This window comes from Aeromonas salmonicida (assembly GCF_028355655.1).
GTDB classification, from domain to species: Bacteria; Pseudomonadota; Gammaproteobacteria; order Enterobacterales; family Aeromonadaceae; genus Aeromonas; species Aeromonas salmonicida.
The window spans coordinates 4,849,736-4,866,465 of the sequence record NZ_CP110645.1 but is presented as its reverse complement, the minus strand read 5'-3'; the positions used below and the strand labels follow the sequence as shown (position 1 = coordinate 4,866,465).

Sequence of the window (16,730 nt, the reverse complement as noted above, 5' to 3'; positions counted from 1 at the left end):
TCTAAACTCCCGTCAATTGATTAACTAAAGACCGGCTATTCTACGTTTTTAGCGGCTGGATCTCTAGCCGCCACCTCGTGGATCCGGCAAATAAGATCCTTGACTTTCAAGGATCCAGCACCGATGAATCTGATTTCATCCCCAAAGTTACCCACAGCCTGATCCCACCCGGACGCCCCCGGGGATCCTGACCTTAACCGGTTATTTTATATAACCAAATATCATTTATTCTTTGGGTTTTATTCCAATAACATCAACGCAAATCCAGTCATTACAACTAAAAATACAGAACAACAGAGAGAGGAATCCCCATGACATCATCCATCAAGCTGGTCTCCGGTGCCGCCATTCTGCTGGCCGCCCTGTCCGGTCAAGCCATCGCCCAGGAAACCATCAAGGTCGGCATGTCCGGCAAATATTTCCCGTTCACCTTCGTCAAGCAGGACAAGCTGCAGGGCTTCGAGGTGGATATGTGGAACCAGATCGGTGAGCGCACCGGCTACAAGGTCGAGTTCGTGACCGCCAGCTTCTCCGGCCTGTTCGGCATGCTGGAAACCGGCCGCGTCGATACCATCTCCAACCAGATCACCATCACTGACGAGCGCAAGGCCAAGTACGCCTTCTCCCAGCCCTACGTCTATGACGGCGCCCAGATAGTGGTCCGCAAGGGCAACAGCACCATCCACGGCATCAAGGATCTGGAAGGCAAGACGGTTGCTGTTAACCTGGGTTCCAACTTCGAAGAACTGCTGCGCAAGAACGACCCGAACAAGAAGATCGATATCCGCACCTATGACTCCAGCTTCGAGCAGGATGTCGCCCTGGGTCGCATCGATGCTTTCGTGATGGACCGCGTCTCCACCGCCCAGCTGATCAAGGAATCCAAGCTGCCGCTGCAACAGGCTGGCGCACCGTTCGAGACCATTGAGAACGCCCTGCCCTTCCTGAAGACGCCTGAAAAGCAGGCTCTGCTGAAGAAGGTCGACGACGCCCTGACCGCCATGCGCAAAGATGGTGCCCTGCGTCAAATCTCCGAGAAATGGTTCGCAGCTGACATCACCGACAAATAAATGATGGAATTTGACCTCGAGTACACGCTAGGGCTGTTCCCCATACTGCTCAAATACCTGGGCACCACGATGGAAATGGCCCTGTGGGGATTCGTCTTGGCACTCGTGCTGTCGCTGACCCTGGCGATAGTACGGGTGTTTCGCATCCCCGTGATCCACTGGCTGGCGATGCTCTATATCTCGTTTTTTCGAGGTACGCCGCTGCTCGTCCAGCTGTTTCTGCTCTACTACGGACTGCCGCAACTGTTCCCCGTCTTCGTGGGAATGGATGCCTTTACCGCCGCCATCGTCGGCCTGACCCTGCACTTCGCCGCCTACATGGCCGAGTCGATCCGTGCCGCCATCCTGGGTATTCACAAGAGTCAGATGGAAGCGGCGCTCAGTATCGGCATGAGCCGCTATCAGGCTATGCGGCGGATCATATTGCCGCAGGCGGCACGCATAGCGACCCCGTCGCTGATGAACTACTTCATCGACATGATCAAGAGCACCTCACTGGCGTTCACCCTGGGAGTGGCCGAGATCATGGGCAAGGCGCAGATGGAAGCCTCCTCCTCCTTCAAGTTCTTCGAGAGCTTCATGGCGGTTGCCCTGGTCTACTGGGTGGTGGTCATCATCTTCACCCGCTTGCAGCACCTGCTGGAAGTGCGCCTGAACCGTGCCTATTAAAGGAAGTCTGCGATGATCAAATTAACAGGCCTCTCCAAGGCATTTCACGGCAACAAGGTGCTCAACAGCATAGATCTGGAGGTCAGGAAGGGGGAGATAGTAGTCATTATCGGCCCCTCCGGTACCGGCAAGTCGACTTTGCTGCGCTGCCTGAATCTGCTTGAGACACCGGATGCAGGCACCCTTGCCATCGATGATCTGCAGCTGGATCTGGCCAACGCCAGCGAGCAGCAGGCCATAGAGCTGCGCAAGCGCGCCTCCTTCGTGTTCCAGAACTACGCCCTGTTCGCCAACAAGACGGCGCTCGACAACATAGCCGAAGGGCTGATCACCGTCTGGAAGCAGCCGAAGGCTGAGGCCCGCGCCACAGCCCTCGGCATCCTCAAGGACATAGGGCTTGCCGACAAGCAGGATGCCTACCCGGCGTCCCTCTCCGGCGGCCAGCAACAACGGGTCGGCATCGGCCGCGCCATGGCGGCTCACTCCAAGGTCATTCTGTTCGATGAGCCCACCTCGGCCCTCGACCCCGAGTGGGTCGACGAGGTACTTGGCCTGATGAAGGAGCTGGCACGCCAGCACCAGACCATGGTGGTGGTGACCCATGAGATTGAATTTGCTCGTGATGTTGCCGATCGGGTGATCTTCATGGAGGGGGGGCGGATCGTGGAACAGGGCCCGCCGGATCAGATATTGGTCGATCCCAAGGATCCCCGCACCCGGGAGTTCTTGCGAAAAGTCCTTAAATAGCTCTCTCTTTGGCGGCTTGGCCGCCTTTTTTATTGGAGGATCCTTGTTTAACCCCGGGTTGCCAGTATAATCCGGAGCCCTTGATCCTCCGGATCCTGTCAGCTTCTCCTGCTTATTGATGAGTCAGGGCAAGATGAGAGGGAACGGCGGATTGACTAAAAGCCGAACTCTGTTTAGAATTCGGCCTCTTTTGCTAGTCGTCACACGCTATAGCTGGCGCGTCGGCTAAGTGTGACAATCAAAACTGTACAGAAATACGGAATCGAATCATGAAACGTACTTTTCAACCGTCCAACCTGAAGCGCAAGCGCTCTCACGGTTTCCGCGCCCGCATGGCAACTGCCAACGGTCGTAAAGTTCTGGCCGCTCGTCGTGCCAAGGGTCGTGCCCGTCTGGTAGTTTAATGCCAACGCCGCACACCTTCTCTCGGGAGTTACGTCTGTTAACTCCCGAACACTTCAAACGCGTTTTCGCCGAGCCTGTCCGGGCCGCTTCTCCGCAAATTACTCTTCTCGCCTGTCCCAATACCCTCGAACATCCCCGTCTTGGCCTCGCTGTGCCCAAAAAAGCACTCAAGCGTGCCGTCTGGCGTAATCGTGTCAAACGAGTGGTCCGGGAAAGCTTCCGTCTCAATCAAGCCAGCCTGCCCGCTATCGACATAGTCGTGATCGCCAAGGGCGGCGTCAAAGAGATGGATAACGAGGAGCTGTTCAAGTTACTGGAAAAGCTATGGCGCACTCTGTCACGCCGTTGCAATGGGTAGCTGTCAAACTGATACGTCTGTATCAGCTAATCATTAGTCCCCTGCTGGGGCCGCGCTGCCGTTTCACGCCAACTTGTTCCCAATTTGCGATAGAAGCCATCCGACTTCACGGTTTCATAAAAGGCGTTTGGTTAGCCAGCAAACGTCTATTAAAATGCCATCCCTTATCCGAGGGTGGTTATGACCCGGTTCCGCAACCAAAGCGAAGAAACTGAAGACTATGGAATCACAACGCAATCTTATCCTGATCGGTTTGCTGTTCGTGAGCTTTCTGCTCTGGCAACAGTGGGAGTCCGACAAGGCTCCGAAGCCGGCCCCGACTACCGTGGCCCAAACCGAACATTTCGTACCTGAAGCCGGTCAGACCGGTGATATTCCTCAGGTTTCCGAGCAAGCCAACGCAAACGCCGCACGCAAGCTGATCACCGTCTCCTCCGACGTGCTCAAGCTGACCCTGGATACCCAGGGCGGTGATATTGTTTCTGCCGAGCTGCTGGCTCACAAACTGGAAGAGGGCAAGGATCAATCCTTCGTCCTGCTGACCAGTCAGCCTGACCGCCTCTATGTCGCCCAAAGCGGCCTGGTGGGTCGCGATGGTCCTGACAGCCAGGCCCAGGGTCGTCCCACCTATGAAGCCGCCCAGACCAGCTACCAGCTGGCCGATGGTCAGGATCAAGTCGTCGTTCCGATGACCTGGACCGACAGCAAGGGTGTGGTCTTCACCAAAGAGTTCGTGCTCAAGCGCGGTGACTATGCAATTGGCGTCGATTACAAGATCGACAACAAATCTGCCGAGCCGGTCCAGGTGCAGTTTTACGGTCAGCTGAAGCAGACCGTGACCACACCCAAGGATCAGGAAGGTCACGCCATGGTAGCCAGTGCTTACCGTGGTGGCGCCTTCTCCAGTGAAGAGAGTCGCTACAAGAAGTACACCTTCGACGAGATGAAGGATGCCGACCTGAACAAGACCACCAAGGGTGGTTGGGTCGCCATGCTGCAACACTACTTCGTCTCTGCCTGGGCACCGAATGCCGACGATACCAACAGCTTCTACAGCCGCGTGATCCCTGGTAAAGACCAGGCAATCATTGGCTACAAGGCGCCGCTGGTAGACGTGGCTGCCGGCCAGCAGGCCGAAGTGACCAGCAAGCTGTGGGTGGGTCCCAAGCTGCAAGACCAGATGGCCAAGGTGGCAAACCACCTCGACCTGACCGTCGACTACGGCTGGCTGTGGTTCATCGCCCAACCGCTGCACTGGTTGCTGACCGTGTTCCAGGGCTTTGTGCATAACTGGGGTGTGGCCATCATCATGCTGACCCTGCTGGTGCGCGGTATCATGTTCCCGCTGACCAAGGCCCAGTACACCTCCATGGCCAAGATGCGCATGCTCCAGCCCAAGCTGGCCGCGCTCAAGGAACGCTTCGGTGACGATCGCCAGAAGATGTCCCAGGGCATGATGGAGCTGTACAAGAAGGAGAAGGTCAACCCGCTGGGTGGCTGTCTGCCTATCCTGGTCCAGATGCCTATCTTCATCGCTCTGTACTGGGCACTGATGGAATCCGTTGAGCTGCGTCACGCACCGTTCGCGCTGTGGATCACCGACCTGTCAGTGAAGGACCCCTTCTTCGTACTGCCAATCCTCATGGGTGCTTCCATGTGGTATCTGCAGAAGATGAGTCCGACCACCATTACCGATCCGATGCAGCAGAAAGTGATGCAGTTCATGCCGATCATCTTCACTTTCATGTTCCTCTGGTTCCCGGCTGGCCTGACCCTGTACTGGTTGGTGAGCAACGTCATCTCCATTACCCAGCAGACCATCATCTATCGTCAGCTGGAGAAGAAAGGGCTGCATACCCGCACCTGATCTTCCCCCTGATGACAAAAGAGGCGGCCTTCGGGCCGCCTCTTTTATTACAATGTCCCCAATTACCGAACATACGAGCCAAGCAAGATGACAACAAATACGATCGTGGCCCAGGCCACCGCGCCCGGCCGTGGCGGCGTTGGCATAGTCCGGGTCTCAGGCCCCGCCGCCGAACAGGTCGCCGAGATAGTGCTCGGCAAGCTTCCCCGGGTCCGTTATGCCGAATATCTGCCGTTCAAGGATGAGCAAGGCCAACCGCTGGATCAGGGCATAGCCTTGCTGTTCAAGGCCCCCAACAGCTTCACTGGCGAAGATGTGCTGGAGCTGCAAGGTCACGGTGGCCCCGTCATCATGGACATGCTGGTGCGCCGTATCCTGCAGATAAAGGGGCTGCGCCCTGCCCGTCCCGGCGAGTTCAGCGAACGCGCCTTCATGAACGACAAACTGGATCTGGCCCAGGCCGAGGCCATCGCCGATCTGATTGAAGCCTCCAGCGAACAGGCCGCCCGCAGCGCTATGCACTCTCTGCAGGGGCAGTTCTCCAGCAAAATCCAGCAACTGGTGGAGAGCCTGATCCGGCTGCGCATCTATGTGGAAGCCGCCATCGACTTCCCGGACGAGGAGATCGACTTTCTCTCCGACGGCAAGGTGGCAGGCGATCTCTACGCCATCATGGCTGAGCTGGACGGCGTGCGCAGTGAAGCCAAACAGGGGGCCCTGCTGCGGGAAGGGATGAAGGTGGTGATCGCCGGTCGTCCCAACGCAGGCAAATCGAGCCTGCTCAACGCCCTGGCCGGACGCGAGTCAGCCATAGTCACCGAGATTGCCGGCACCACCCGCGACGTGCTGCGCGAGCACATCCACCTGGATGGCATGCCGCTGCACATCATAGATACCGCCGGCCTGCGCGATACCCTGGACAAGGTAGAGCAGATCGGCATCGAACGTGCCTGGGCCGAGATAGAGCAAGCCGACCGTGTACTCTTTATGGTGGATGGCACAACGACCGATGCGATCGACCCGCGGGAAATCTGGCCGGAATTTGTTGATCGGTTGCCAAAAAACATCGGCCTCACGGTAGTACGCAACAAGGCAGACCTGACCGGCGAGGATCTGGCTCCAAGTCAGGAGCTGGGCCACGCCGTCTACCGCATCTCCGCCAAGACAGAGCTGGGGCTGCCCGCCCTGCGCGAGCACCTGAAAGCCTGCATGGGCTTCCAGGGCAACACCGAGGGGGGCTTCATGGCTCGCCGCCGCCACCTGGATGCGCTGGAGCGCGCCGCCGAGCGGTTGCTGGTGGCCAAAGATCAGCTGGAAATCTATGTCGCCGGTGAACTGGTGGCCGAAGAGCTGCGTCTGGCGCAGGAGTCTCTGTCCGAGATCACCGGCGAGTTCAGCTCCGACGATCTGCTCGGTCGCATCTTCTCCAGCTTCTGCATCGGCAAGTAATCTAGCGAGAAGCAGCCAGAGTAACGCAAGCAAACAGGGCGAGAGCTGGCTCTCGCCCTGCAACCGTGTCCATCATGGCAAGGCCGTCGACTCTGGTGCTATCAGACAGTCAACGCATGTGCCAAACCGCGGCCAGGTTCTCTATCCAGAGCAATGTCATTGATCACCCTGTCCAGGGTTTCCTTCCCGGTGTGATGAGGCATGGTGATGATATGTGATATTTTTCCTGATGTGGCCAGACAGTGCTTTTTCCATATATGGTCAGCAGGCTTTGGGAAAACCACAGTGATCGAATTTGGATTGCGCCAGGCATGAATACCTTTGGCGTGAAAACGCTCGATGACATATTGGGCCATATCAAGACAGTGCTGCGTTCGCTGACGCCAGTCTGAAAACGATCGGCTTTTTATTGCCATCCATAACAGTAACGGGGTGTAGCCATTGCGCGAGCCACTGATTGTCTGGTCACATGCCGAGATATAATCTATTTCAACCGAGACATGCTCGACATGCTTGCGTCTGGCCAGGACAATCCCGCAGGGAATGGGAGAACCGATCATTTTATGACCCGATACACTTATCGAGTCGACGCCATCGGCGAAAGAGAAAGGTTGAGGGTTGTCGATGAAGGGCAAGATCATGCCACTCAATGCCGCATCGGCATGCAGGTAATAGTCTCCCTTGGTGATTCCTATTTTTTTCAAGCGTCTTTGAATGGTGGCAATATTGTCTGTTGCCCCTGTCATCGTCGTCCCTATGTTGGAAAATATAATAGGGTGACGCTCTCCATCCAGTCGAATTCGATTGATCAGGTCATCATAATCCATCTCGCCATTAGGCAGTGAATCGACCATACATGACTTTACTCTCAATAGTCGGATGATCTTTGCAACCGAATAATGTGTATCTTTTGAGTAATATAATGTCGCCTCAGGAAATAACTCGCGGGCCAGATAGCATCCGAACATATTCCCCTCAGTACCACCGTTGGTCACATAACCCCAACTTTGCTCAAAAGGAATGCAGAACAGGGTTGCAAAGAATTGCATCACCTCTCTTTCAAAATCAAAGGAGTTGAGAAGGTAGTTGCTCTGCTGGCTCCAATCACCACAGTTGTTGATAGAGAAGTTTAGAAAACGGTTCAAAGCGGAGTAGTCAAAGTCAGCCGCCTCTGGATAACCGATATTGAAATATTGATGCTGCACACAATACCGCCAAAACGACTCTATTTTCCCGGCATCTTCTGATGACAAACCCATTATCATACCCATGGCTAGCGCTATGCAGGCATGCCTGCACATTTGGTGGTGTAGTTTGGCAATCCGCACCTTGATTTATCAAGTTGCCGATGATTAATCGTAAGGGATGGCGGTGAAACAACCATTAATAAAAGTAAAAAGCCATCACGCGGACTCTTGCTGTCAAAACTATAATTTACGGTTATCTTGCAATGGCTTGTCGATTGGCAATCAACTCCCGCCAGCTAGCCAATGTTGGTGATTTTATCAGATCTTCAAAACTGACATGGATGTTGCGTTCTTTAAGTTCAGCAGCAAATCGCATCACTCGCAAAGAGTCTAGCCCATATAAAATAAGGCTCTCTTCCAGATCCAGCTCTGTGTCATTGTCTTCAATAAGTTGCTGTACGCGCTCTTGTAGCCATTGATGGCTAATCATTTCTGGATTGGTCATGTGAAACCAGCCTCATATTGTTGATGTCATTGTAAATAACAGCAGACACAAATACCCACATCATAACTATGGGCCTAACGCCTCCACACATTGAGCAGGGATATAAGCCTGCCATTTGTCATGACAATTTTTCGCCCAGGATAATGGAGTTGGAAAATACTTGTCCCACATTTCAGCGCACACCTTAAACCATTCCGCAGTAGATCCGTTGCAGACTATCTTGCTTCCCCCCCATACAGGTTGACTCAATAAAATAAACTTGAAATGAAAACCATTCTCATTGGTAAATATATAAAGAACCAAATGAATGGCCTTGTCAACATTACGAGCGAGATATGAGAGAACTGACTTCCATGCAGGCGGCTTGCTGGATTGGCCGAGGCAATCACTCAGCACTGGGTGAGGTTTCTGCGCATCTTTACGCCGAGTTCGATTGCCATGCCCTCGACCTGCAACGCTTGGGCCGCGCCATTGAACATGTATATCGAGCACACCCCATGCTGCGACTTCAGATAACCCCTGACGGCATGCAGACACTGGCTGAGATGGCACCATCACAACGCCTTGAGGTTGATGACTTCAAGACGCTGGGTGATGCAGAACGGGCGGATGCACTGAGGCGCAAGCGCCAGGAGTGGACACATCAACGCCTTGACCTGGCCCGGGGGCAAGCTGCGCGTTTCTCGGTATCACTTCTGGGGGAGGATGCATGCAGGCTGCATATCGATACCGACATGATAGCGGTCGATCCCTCCAGCTTCCGCGTGCTGATGGAAGACCTGGCGCTGTTCTATGAATGCCCGGACTCGCCACGGCAAACCCCTCCAGCCTTCTTCGACTGGTGCGATGCAATCAAGCAGGATCCCGTGCAGCAAGCAGCCAGAATGGAAGACAGAGCCTGGTGGCGCAGCAAGCTGTCACAGATAGCACCGGCCCCCTCGCTGCCAGCGCCAGAACATGCTGCTTCATCCCCCGATAGCCACCGCCTCAGTGCATGGCTCTCCCCCGAAGAGCGTCAAACCCTGATCCAGTTGGCCCGATACAGACGAATGACGCCTTCCAGCCTGATATTGGGGCTGTTTGCCCATCAGCTCGGCATGGCCACGGGCGACACGACATTTCGTCTCAATCTGCCCTTCTTCTGGCGCCAGCCCGTGATTGAGGGGACAGAACAAATCGTCGGGGAGTTCGCCAATCTGACCATCCTTGATGTCGACATGACTTCTGCCACTACCCTGGCAGGGCTCTGCCATCAACTGGCAAGCCAGATGGCCGAACGACTCAGTCACGGCAGCTACTCAGGTGTCAGCCTGATGCGCGATCTCTCCCGCCACCATGGTGCTGCCCAGCTAGCCCCAGTGGTGTTCACGGCAGCGCTGGATCTGGATGGCGGCGAGCTGTTTTCCGAACGGGTTCACCGTGTGTTTGGCTCCATGAACTGGGTCATCTCCCAGGGACCTCAGGTCGCGCTGGATGCTCAAGTTGTCCGTATTGATGGCGGCATATTGATCAACTGGGACATTCGCCTGGATGCACTGCCGCAAGCCTGGATCACCCGGTTGTTCAACGATTTTGTCACTCAGGTTCGCACTGTGGCCGCCAATCCAGCCACCCTTGACCAAGCGCTGACGCCACAAAAGCCTCTGATGGAAACACCTCTGACACCATTGCAGCAAGCCTATCTGCTGGGTCGCACCACCCAGTTCCCACTCGGGGGAGTCGCCATGCAGGAGTTTCGGGAATACTGCGGGCGACTGGATCCGGCCACGCTGCGGCAGCGACTGCACGCTATGGTCAAACGCCACGAGAGTTTGCGCACCCTTGTCGATCCCGAGAGAGTAATCCAGTACGTCAGTGACGAGGAGAGGCTCAACCTTGAGGAGATCGACCTGCGCCACCTCTCTGCCAGCACGGCGCAAGAACGGCTCAAGCTACATAGCAACCACTATACCCACGCACTCTTCAGCCTCGATCATGCCCCCTGGAACTTGACCCTGCTCCATTTGCCGGATGACCAACATGTTGTTTTCGCTCGCTTCGATGCGCTCATCCTCGACGGGCGCTCGATCGCGGCGCTGATGTTGGAATTGTTTGAAGGTCATCAGCCCGACATGCCCTCCATCACGACGGCTCAGGACGCCCCCCTGAGCCCTGAGCTGCGCAAGGCTGATGCCCAGTATTGGACGCATAAACTCGCCGGGCTGGACGGGGCACCCCGGCTGCCATGGAAGCAGCCACTGGATCAGATCCCTACCGCCCGTTACGAGCGACAGAGCCTGATCATCCCCCCTGACCTCTTCACCCAGCTTTGCAAACTGGGCTCCCGACAGCACTTTTTCAAAAACACCACCATCATGGCCCTGATCCTGGATGTGCTGTCCCGCTGGCTCGACGAGGGAGATCTGTGTGTCGCCATTCCGGTCGCCCCCCTGCCCTCAGGCCCGCTTGCCAACCGATCCAGCTTCATCGCCGTCGAGTGGTGTGGCGCCAGGGACACCTTGGTAGACAGGGCAAACCAGCTGCAAAACGACGTGATGGAAGGGTTGCAGCATCTGGCCTTCTCCGGGGTGGATATTGCCCGTCAGCTGTTTGAAACCCGGGGCACAGGCCCGGCGCTGCCCATTGTCATCACCAATGGACTCTCCTGGCCAACAGCCACCGGCAGCAGCACCATGACCCTGTGCGCCGGACTGACCCAGACGCCGCAGGTGGCGATGGACATTCGCTTTTCGAGCCGCGCGGATGGCGCCCTGATACTGGATATCGACTATGCCCGGGAGGCAATAGAGAGTGACCTGGTGTGCGACATCCTCACGGCGCTGGACAAGGCAAGCCGCCATATCGTCACCTCCGGTCTGTTTGATATTGATGCCAGCGCCATCATTGATACGGGCCACTATCGCCATAACAGTGACGATACCATGGCAGACACGGACCCCTTCCTCGAGCGTATGGCGGCGCATCTTTTCGATGCCGGCAATGACAAGATTGCCCTGATACAGGGGGATCGCCGCATCAGCTATCGCACTCTCGGCGACAGCGTCTTGCGGATCATGGGGGCGTTCGAAAGAGCGGGGATCACGGCAGGCAAGGTCGCTGCCATCTGTCTGCCCCGCAGCCCGGAGCACACCATGGCTACCCTGGCCTGCGCCTTGAGCGGCGTGGTCTGGGTACCGATAGACAGCTGCTCCCCCACCGAGAGGCTGCACTATTTGCTGGAGAACTGCCGACCTGACCTGATCATCTGTACAGACGGGCTCGAGTCTGACTACCCCACTGTCACTCCGGCGGCGCTGCTGGCGTCTCCCCACGACAATGTCAGCGGCACCCCCTGGGTCGGGCGCTCCCAACACCCGGCGCCGGCCTACTACCTCTACACCTCGGGGACGACCGGCAAGCCCAAATGCGTGGTGCTCAACAACAGGGCCACGGCCAATGTCATCGGCAACACGCTCAAGGCATGGCAAGTCACCCCTGACGATGTATTCATCTCGGTCACACCGCTGCACCACGACATGTCGGTCTTCGACGTGTTCGGTTGCCTGAGCGCTGGCGCCACTCTGGTACAGCCGGAAACGGGGGCGGAAAAAGATGCGGTGCGCTGGAATCAGCTGGTGGAGCAGCATGGCGTCACCCTCTGGTGCTCTGTGCCGGCCATGCTAGAGATGTTGCTCTCCTGCAGTCAGGCAACGGGGCTGACGAGCCTGCGGCTGATCGCGCAAGGGGGGGATTACATCAAACCCGGCATCATAGCCGAACTTCGCAAGCGGCTGCCGTCGGCCCGCCTGACATCACTGGGCGGACCGACCGAAACCACCATCTGGAGTATCTGGCACCAGATCGGCGTCAGGGATCAGGACAAGATACCGTACGGTACGCCCTTGCCGGGCAACGGCTACTGGTTGCTCAATGACAGAGGGGAACACTGCCCGACCGGGGTTGCCGGTCGCATCCATACCACAGGGGTGAACCTGGCGCTCGGCTATCTGGAAAATGGCGAGCTGACACAGCAGGACTTTGTCACCCTTGCTTCAGGCTCCGGTGAGGAGACAAGGGCGTTTCGTACCGGCGATCGGGGCCGTTATCGGGCTGACGGTACCCTGATGTTCGACAGCCGCGTGAACGGCTACATCAAGGTGCGTGGCGTGCGCGTCTCATTGCCTGATATCGAAATCGAGCTCATCAAGCACCCGGCCATTGCCCATGTACTGGTAGTGGACTACGGCGCCGAGCAGCAGGGGGAACTCTGTATCGGGGCCCTGTATGTGGGCAAGCATGGGGATACTGTCTCCATCACCTCGTTACGCGAGCATGCCAAGCAACACCTGCCAGCCTCCCATGTGCCAACGCGCTTTATCCAGGTCGACAGCCTGCCGCTGACACAAAATGGCAAGCCGGACCGGCGCGCAGCACGCAGCAGGTTGACCTCATCAGACAAGGGGGGATCAGCACCACAAGCCACGGCGGATGCTGGTGCGACGGATGGCGGCGCCGTGCTCGATATCTATCTGGAGGTGCTGGGACAGGTCCGGAATGAAGGGATGAACAGTCAGCTCGACTTCACCAGCCTGGGACTGCGTCCCCAACACCTCAAGGTCATCTCGGCACGCCTGGGTGAGCACTTCTCCAGAGCCCTGTCACCGGGACAACTGCTGCGCTGCCGCAATGCAGCGGATGTGGAAGTCCTGCTCAGGTCCCCCGGTTTCTGACCTATCAAGCCTCGGGGAGAGCGCACTCCCCGGGGTTCATTGTCATTCCTCGGAGTTTTTTATGGATATCACAAGCGTTGACCTGACCGGTATTGGCATCGGGCCCTTCAATCTCGGGCTGGCAGCCCTGCTCTCCCGTCACAGTGAAGTGACGGGGGTATTTCTCGAGCGCAAACCTGCGTTTCGCTGGCATGAGGGATTACTGCTGCCGGGCACCACACTGCAAGTGCCCTTCCTGGCCGATCTGGTGACACTGGCCGACCCGACCCACCCCCTGAGTTATCTCAACTACCTGCACCAGCAGGATCGGCTTTACCCCTTCTATTACTACGATCACTTCCTGATCCCGAGACGGGAATATGACCACTACTGCCGCTGGGCCGCGCAGCAGCTAACGAGCTGTCACTTTGGCCAAGAGGTCATCGATGTCCGCTATGACGACACCAGGGAGAGGTTTCTCATCGACAGCACATCAGCAACCGGAGCCGTACAGCGCTACAGCAGCCGCGATCTGGTGATCGGCATAGGCACCACCCCCTGGCTGCCCGACTGGGCTCGAGAATGCCAACATCCTCTCGTCATGCATTCAGCCCGGTTCATGCATGCCAGGGAGCAGCTCTTGCAATGCAAGCGGGTGACCGTCGTTGGCTCGGGACAGAGTGCCGCCGAATGCGTATTGGCGCTCTTTAGCGCCTTGACCCCGGAACAGGTCCAGGCCGGAGCCTCCATTCAGTGGATCACCCGGGCGGCCGGTTTCCACCCCATGGAATACTCGAAGCTGGGACAGGAGTGCTTCACCCCCGCCTACATGCACTACTTCCACACTCTGCCCAGAGAGCGGCGCCGGGAAATAGTGGCGGAGCAAGGATTGCTCTACAAAGGCATCAGCTTCTCAACCATTGGCGAGATTTTTGATCTGCTCTATGAGAGATCCATCGGCGGAGAGACGCCAGGCCTGGTGCTCTACTCACATTGCACCGTCGAAGGAGTGGAGGAACTGGATGGCTTGGGAGCCCTGCGCATGAGCTGCCATCACACCCAGCTGGATCAGCACTGCACACTGGAGACCGACGCCATCGTCGCCGCAACTGGTTATGCCCATGCATGGCCTGCGTGGTTTGAACGGCTCAAAGGCACAGTCCTGGCTGTTGATGAGCAGGGGGATTGCATAGTCCAGCCAGATTTCACGGCCCGTCGTTGCGACAGAGGACAGGGGAGGATCTTTGTTCAGAATGCCGAAATATTTCAGCATGGGGTGGGCTCACCGGATCTGGGCATAGGCCCCAACCGCAATGCACATATCATCAATCAGTTGCTTGGTCGGGAGCAGTATCGCCTGCCCCGAACCTCCACCTTCCAGCACTACGGGCTGCCAACCTCCTAGCCCTGGGTTCTGCCCCCTGTCGGCTGACAGGGGGCAGAACCCTGTTTATGCCTCCTTTTGCAGTGCCAGATCAGCCAGTCGACATTCACTCGTACCGGTACTTGTCATCAGACCGAACAGCCGGTTCAGCACAACGCAAAGGGCCTCGACCCAATCCCTGCTGTAGCGTTCGGCGCTATAAGTGATCACCAGCCGCAATCTGCGCTCCCCTTCCAGCACATCCTCCATGATCTCGAACTGCAACTCGAACATGGACTCTGTTTTGTCAGGATCAATCTGTCGGTAGCGGATCCCCTCACCGGCAGGGGTAGGCAAGCGCCCGTTCAAGGCATTATTGGCGTGAATCTGGACATAGACATCGAACAGGAGACCCTCTGCCGCCGTCATGCCAAGTCCTTGCTGGATCTGCTCCAGCGGTATGTCTGCATAGGACATGGAGTCATTGATGGTATGCGTAACCGTCCTCAACAGACTGCCGAAAGACTCCTGCTCATCGAACTCGACCCTGTGCGCCACCATGGTGGTGAAGTAACCCACTGTATCAAAGAATGCCGGATCGGTACGTCCGGATGCCGAGGTCCCTATGACGATCTCGTTCAGGCCATCCAGCTTGTGCAGGGATACGGCAATCGCCGTGTACACCAGATTGAAGAGCGAAGAGTCATGGCCTCTGGCGAAGGCATACAAACTGTCGAGACTCCCCTGCTCGAGCTTGAGCTCCAGCCATTGCGCCGCGATAGAACCCTGGCCCTCGGACGGAGCACATAGCCGCTGCTTTCGCCGCTCGTCGGCAGCACCTTGCAACATCCGGGTCCAGTACGCCAGGTGCCGGGGATTGATGCCCTGCTCTGCCTGCTGCCGTGCAAATCCGTGAAAATCGAGCGCTGGCGTGGCCCATACCGGCGCCTGATCTGCTGCACGGGCAAGATAAGCGCTGGCGAGATCCTCCATCATGAGGTTGATGGACCACTCATCCACCACCATGTGATGAACCAGGAATGAGAGGTGCTGACGGCCAGTCGCCACATCCCGAATGAAACGGATACGGATTGGCAGCTCACGGGAGAGATCGAATTGATAGGTCGCCTCACTGGCCAGGGAGACACCTCCGCTTTCAGCGCTGTGCCAGAACCACCGATATTGACCCAGATGTTCAACGGGAATAATACGCTGGAATACCTGACCATCTTGCACATGGAAAGTCGTTCGCAAACTGGGGTGGCGTTTTATCAGGTCTGTAAATGCCTGAAAAAAAACCGTTTCATCAACTTCATCAATAAAATCCAGCGCAAAGGGCAGATTGAAGATGGTGCCAAAATCATGGGCAGCATAGGCTCGCCACAATGAAGCTTGTGCCAGCGCGAGTGGTGCCTGCTGGCTGGTATTTTCAACAACACGTGAAGGTATTTGCTGAGGCGGGCTATTCAATACTGCTTTTTTAGCGAGGGCAGCCGCAGAAGGCGACTCAAAAAAATCATTGAAACGGCACTCAATACCATGACGATTCTGCAACTTGCCAATAATGCGCGTAGCCAGCAATGAGTGGCCGCCAAAATCAAAGAAGTCATCATTAAGCGTCATGTCAGGGCTGGATAAAGCAATACGAAACTCATCAAGTAAAATAAGCGCCAACTTGTCCCTTTCCGTGTGTTCCGTCTGGTTATTGGTAATTTCAGGTGCTAACACGCCTGAGTTTATCGATAGCTTTGTCATTTCCAGAGAAGGCAGATGCGGAGCAAGGGCGCCGTACTCATCACGCAATCTGGCCACCAGCGCGCTCAGACAACACGCCTCCCCCAGTATGGGATGAGACATCAATGCGAATATAACACCCTGTTCTACATGGATAATGAATGCCTTGAACGGCGGCTGGCTGGCAGAATCCCAGGGCGACTTATGAAGGGCGCCAAGGTTGTCATCGAGGTCCCCCGAAGACAACCGGATAAATTCCAGACAGGGATACCAGCCATCAACCCTGTATTTATAAAGGTCTCCTTCATCACTGAAGAGATAGCGGGAATTCAAATCCGGCAAGGCCGTTATTAATGACTGAATAGTCAGAGTGAGCAATGAAATATCGACCTTGTCATCCAGCCGCCAGACTTCCAGGAGCTTGATGACTTGCTCCGGATGCTGTTGTTGCAACAACCAGATATTTTCTTCATGAGTGCTCACAGGTATTTCGGGCAATACCTCGGAGTAACATAGTGGCAAGAGTGGCCTCCTTGCTGAATTGTGAATAATGACCATTGGGTTATGCCGGTTTTTCTGTCAAAAACCACTGAGATAGCTCCCCTGCTGTCAGAGTCAGTGAAGAGCATTGCTTGATATCTACGAACAGGATATCTTGTAAATGATTATCATATAGATTTTCATTATC

General features: G+C 56.2%; 13 protein-coding genes. 10 read left to right on the top strand and 3 right to left on the bottom strand.

Annotation, left to right across the window (positions count from 1 at the left end; translation table 11 throughout):
• Positions 1-311 precede the first annotated feature (311 nt).
• The 8 genes from ONZ54_RS22645 to mnmE all read left to right on the top strand — a co-directional run bounded on the left by ONZ54_RS22645 (position 312) and on the right by mnmE (position 6,565).
• Positions 312-1,070 carry an amino acid ABC transporter substrate-binding protein gene (locus ONZ54_RS22645; protein ID WP_005319547.1) on the top strand — a complete coding sequence of 253 codons (759 nt, stop codon included), beginning with the start codon at positions 312-314 and terminating at the stop codon, positions 1,068-1,070.
• Positions 1,071-1,739, top strand: a complete 669-nt coding sequence (locus tag ONZ54_RS22640) for an amino acid ABC transporter permease (RefSeq protein ID WP_087756815.1) — start codon at positions 1,071-1,073, stop codon at positions 1,737-1,739.
• A gap of 12 nt (positions 1,740-1,751) precedes the next feature.
• Positions 1,752-2,486 (top strand): amino acid ABC transporter ATP-binding protein, encoded by a 735-nt coding sequence (locus ONZ54_RS22635; protein WP_005319551.1) that lies wholly within the window; start codon positions 1,752-1,754, stop codon positions 2,484-2,486.
• A gap of 269 nt (positions 2,487-2,755) precedes the next feature.
• Positions 2,756-2,890, top strand: a complete 135-nt coding sequence (gene rpmH / locus ONZ54_RS22630; protein WP_005307156.1) for a 50S ribosomal protein L34 — start codon at positions 2,756-2,758, stop codon at positions 2,888-2,890.
• Positions 2,890-3,249: a ribonuclease P protein component gene (gene rnpA, locus ONZ54_RS22625; RefSeq protein ID WP_005319554.1), complete on the top strand. Its 360-nt coding sequence runs from the start codon at positions 2,890-2,892 to the stop codon at positions 3,247-3,249. Before rpmH ends, rnpA begins: the two co-directional genes overlap by 1 nt.
• Positions 3,216-3,464, top strand: coding sequence for a membrane protein insertion efficiency factor YidD (yidD, locus tag ONZ54_RS22620; RefSeq protein ID WP_010635605.1), 249 nt, complete (start codon positions 3,216-3,218; stop codon positions 3,462-3,464). The genes rnpA and yidD overlap by 34 nt, the downstream gene beginning before the upstream one ends.
• A 5-nt stretch (positions 3,465-3,469) precedes the next feature.
• Complete coding sequence (gene yidC / locus ONZ54_RS22615; RefSeq protein ID WP_017411499.1) at positions 3,470-5,116, top strand: membrane protein insertase YidC; 1,647 nt, start codon at positions 3,470-3,472, stop codon at positions 5,114-5,116.
• Positions 5,117-5,203: 87 nt separating this feature from the next.
• The gene (gene mnmE / locus ONZ54_RS22610; RefSeq protein WP_271787214.1) at positions 5,204-6,565 is read left to right on the top strand and encodes a tRNA uridine-5-carboxymethylaminomethyl(34) synthesis GTPase MnmE; all 1,362 of its coding nucleotides are present in this window, start codon (positions 5,204-5,206) and stop codon (positions 6,563-6,565) included.
• Between the two features lie 101 nt (positions 6,566-6,666).
• Here the strand turns inward: mnmE and ONZ54_RS22605 are convergent, their stop codons facing one another.
• Both ONZ54_RS22605 and ONZ54_RS22600 read right to left on the bottom strand, forming a co-directional pair.
• The gene (locus tag ONZ54_RS22605; RefSeq protein ID WP_271787213.1) at positions 6,667-7,836 is read right to left on the bottom strand and encodes a histidine decarboxylase; all 1,170 of its coding nucleotides are present in this window, start codon (positions 7,834-7,836) and stop codon (positions 6,667-6,669) included.
• Between the two features lie 169 nt (positions 7,837-8,005).
• Positions 8,006-8,257, bottom strand: coding sequence for a phosphopantetheine-binding protein (locus ONZ54_RS22600; protein WP_005319564.1), 252 nt, complete (start codon positions 8,255-8,257; stop codon positions 8,006-8,008).
• Positions 8,258-8,592: 335 nt separating this feature from the next.
• On the opposite strand from ONZ54_RS22600, the gene ONZ54_RS22595 reads away from it, so the two are divergent.
• Both ONZ54_RS22595 and basC read left to right on the top strand, forming a co-directional pair.
• Entirely contained in the window at positions 8,593-12,966 is a 4,374-nt protein-coding gene (locus ONZ54_RS22595; protein WP_271787212.1) for an amino acid adenylation domain-containing protein, read from the top strand.
• A 61-nt stretch (positions 12,967-13,027) separates the two neighbouring features.
• Complete coding sequence (basC, locus tag ONZ54_RS22590; protein WP_271787211.1) at positions 13,028-14,350, top strand: putative histamine N-monooxygenase; 1,323 nt, start codon at positions 13,028-13,030, stop codon at positions 14,348-14,350.
• A 45-nt stretch (positions 14,351-14,395) separates the two neighbouring features.
• Here the strand turns inward: basC and ONZ54_RS22585 are convergent, their stop codons facing one another.
• Complete coding sequence (locus ONZ54_RS22585) at positions 14,396-16,525, bottom strand: condensation domain-containing protein (protein ID WP_271787210.1); 2,130 nt, start codon at positions 16,523-16,525, stop codon at positions 14,396-14,398.
• Positions 16,526-16,730 lie beyond the last annotated feature (205 nt).

Bases quoted from the DNA above. Each gene is read 5' to 3' on its own strand.
- yidD (WP_010635605.1), top strand. From the start codon at position 3,216: ATGGCGCACTCTGTCACGCCGTTGCAATGGGTAGCTGTCAAACTGATA.
- rnpA (WP_005319554.1), top strand. From the start codon at position 2,890: ATGCCAACGCCGCACACCTTCTCTCGGGAGTTACGTCTGTTAACTCCC.
- yidC (WP_017411499.1), top strand. From the start codon at position 3,470: ATGGAATCACAACGCAATCTTATCCTGATCGGTTTGCTGTTCGTGAGC.
- ONZ54_RS22605 (WP_271787213.1), bottom strand. From the start codon at position 7,836: ATGGGTATGATAATGGGTTTGTCATCAGAAGATGCCGGGAAAATAGAG.
- ONZ54_RS22600 (WP_005319564.1), bottom strand. From the start codon at position 8,257: ATGACCAATCCAGAAATGATTAGCCATCAATGGCTACAAGAGCGCGTA.
- basC (WP_271787211.1), top strand. From the start codon at position 13,028: ATGGATATCACAAGCGTTGACCTGACCGGTATTGGCATCGGGCCCTTC.
- ONZ54_RS22640 (WP_087756815.1), top strand. From the start codon at position 1,071: ATGATGGAATTTGACCTCGAGTACACGCTAGGGCTGTTCCCCATACTG.
- ONZ54_RS22645 (WP_005319547.1), top strand. From the start codon at position 312: ATGACATCATCCATCAAGCTGGTCTCCGGTGCCGCCATTCTGCTGGCC.
- ONZ54_RS22595 (WP_271787212.1), top strand. From the start codon at position 8,593: ATGAGAGAACTGACTTCCATGCAGGCGGCTTGCTGGATTGGCCGAGGC.
- rpmH (WP_005307156.1), top strand. From the start codon at position 2,756: ATGAAACGTACTTTTCAACCGTCCAACCTGAAGCGCAAGCGCTCTCAC.
- ONZ54_RS22635 (WP_005319551.1), top strand. From the start codon at position 1,752: ATGATCAAATTAACAGGCCTCTCCAAGGCATTTCACGGCAACAAGGTG.
- mnmE (WP_271787214.1), top strand. From the start codon at position 5,204: ATGACAACAAATACGATCGTGGCCCAGGCCACCGCGCCCGGCCGTGGC.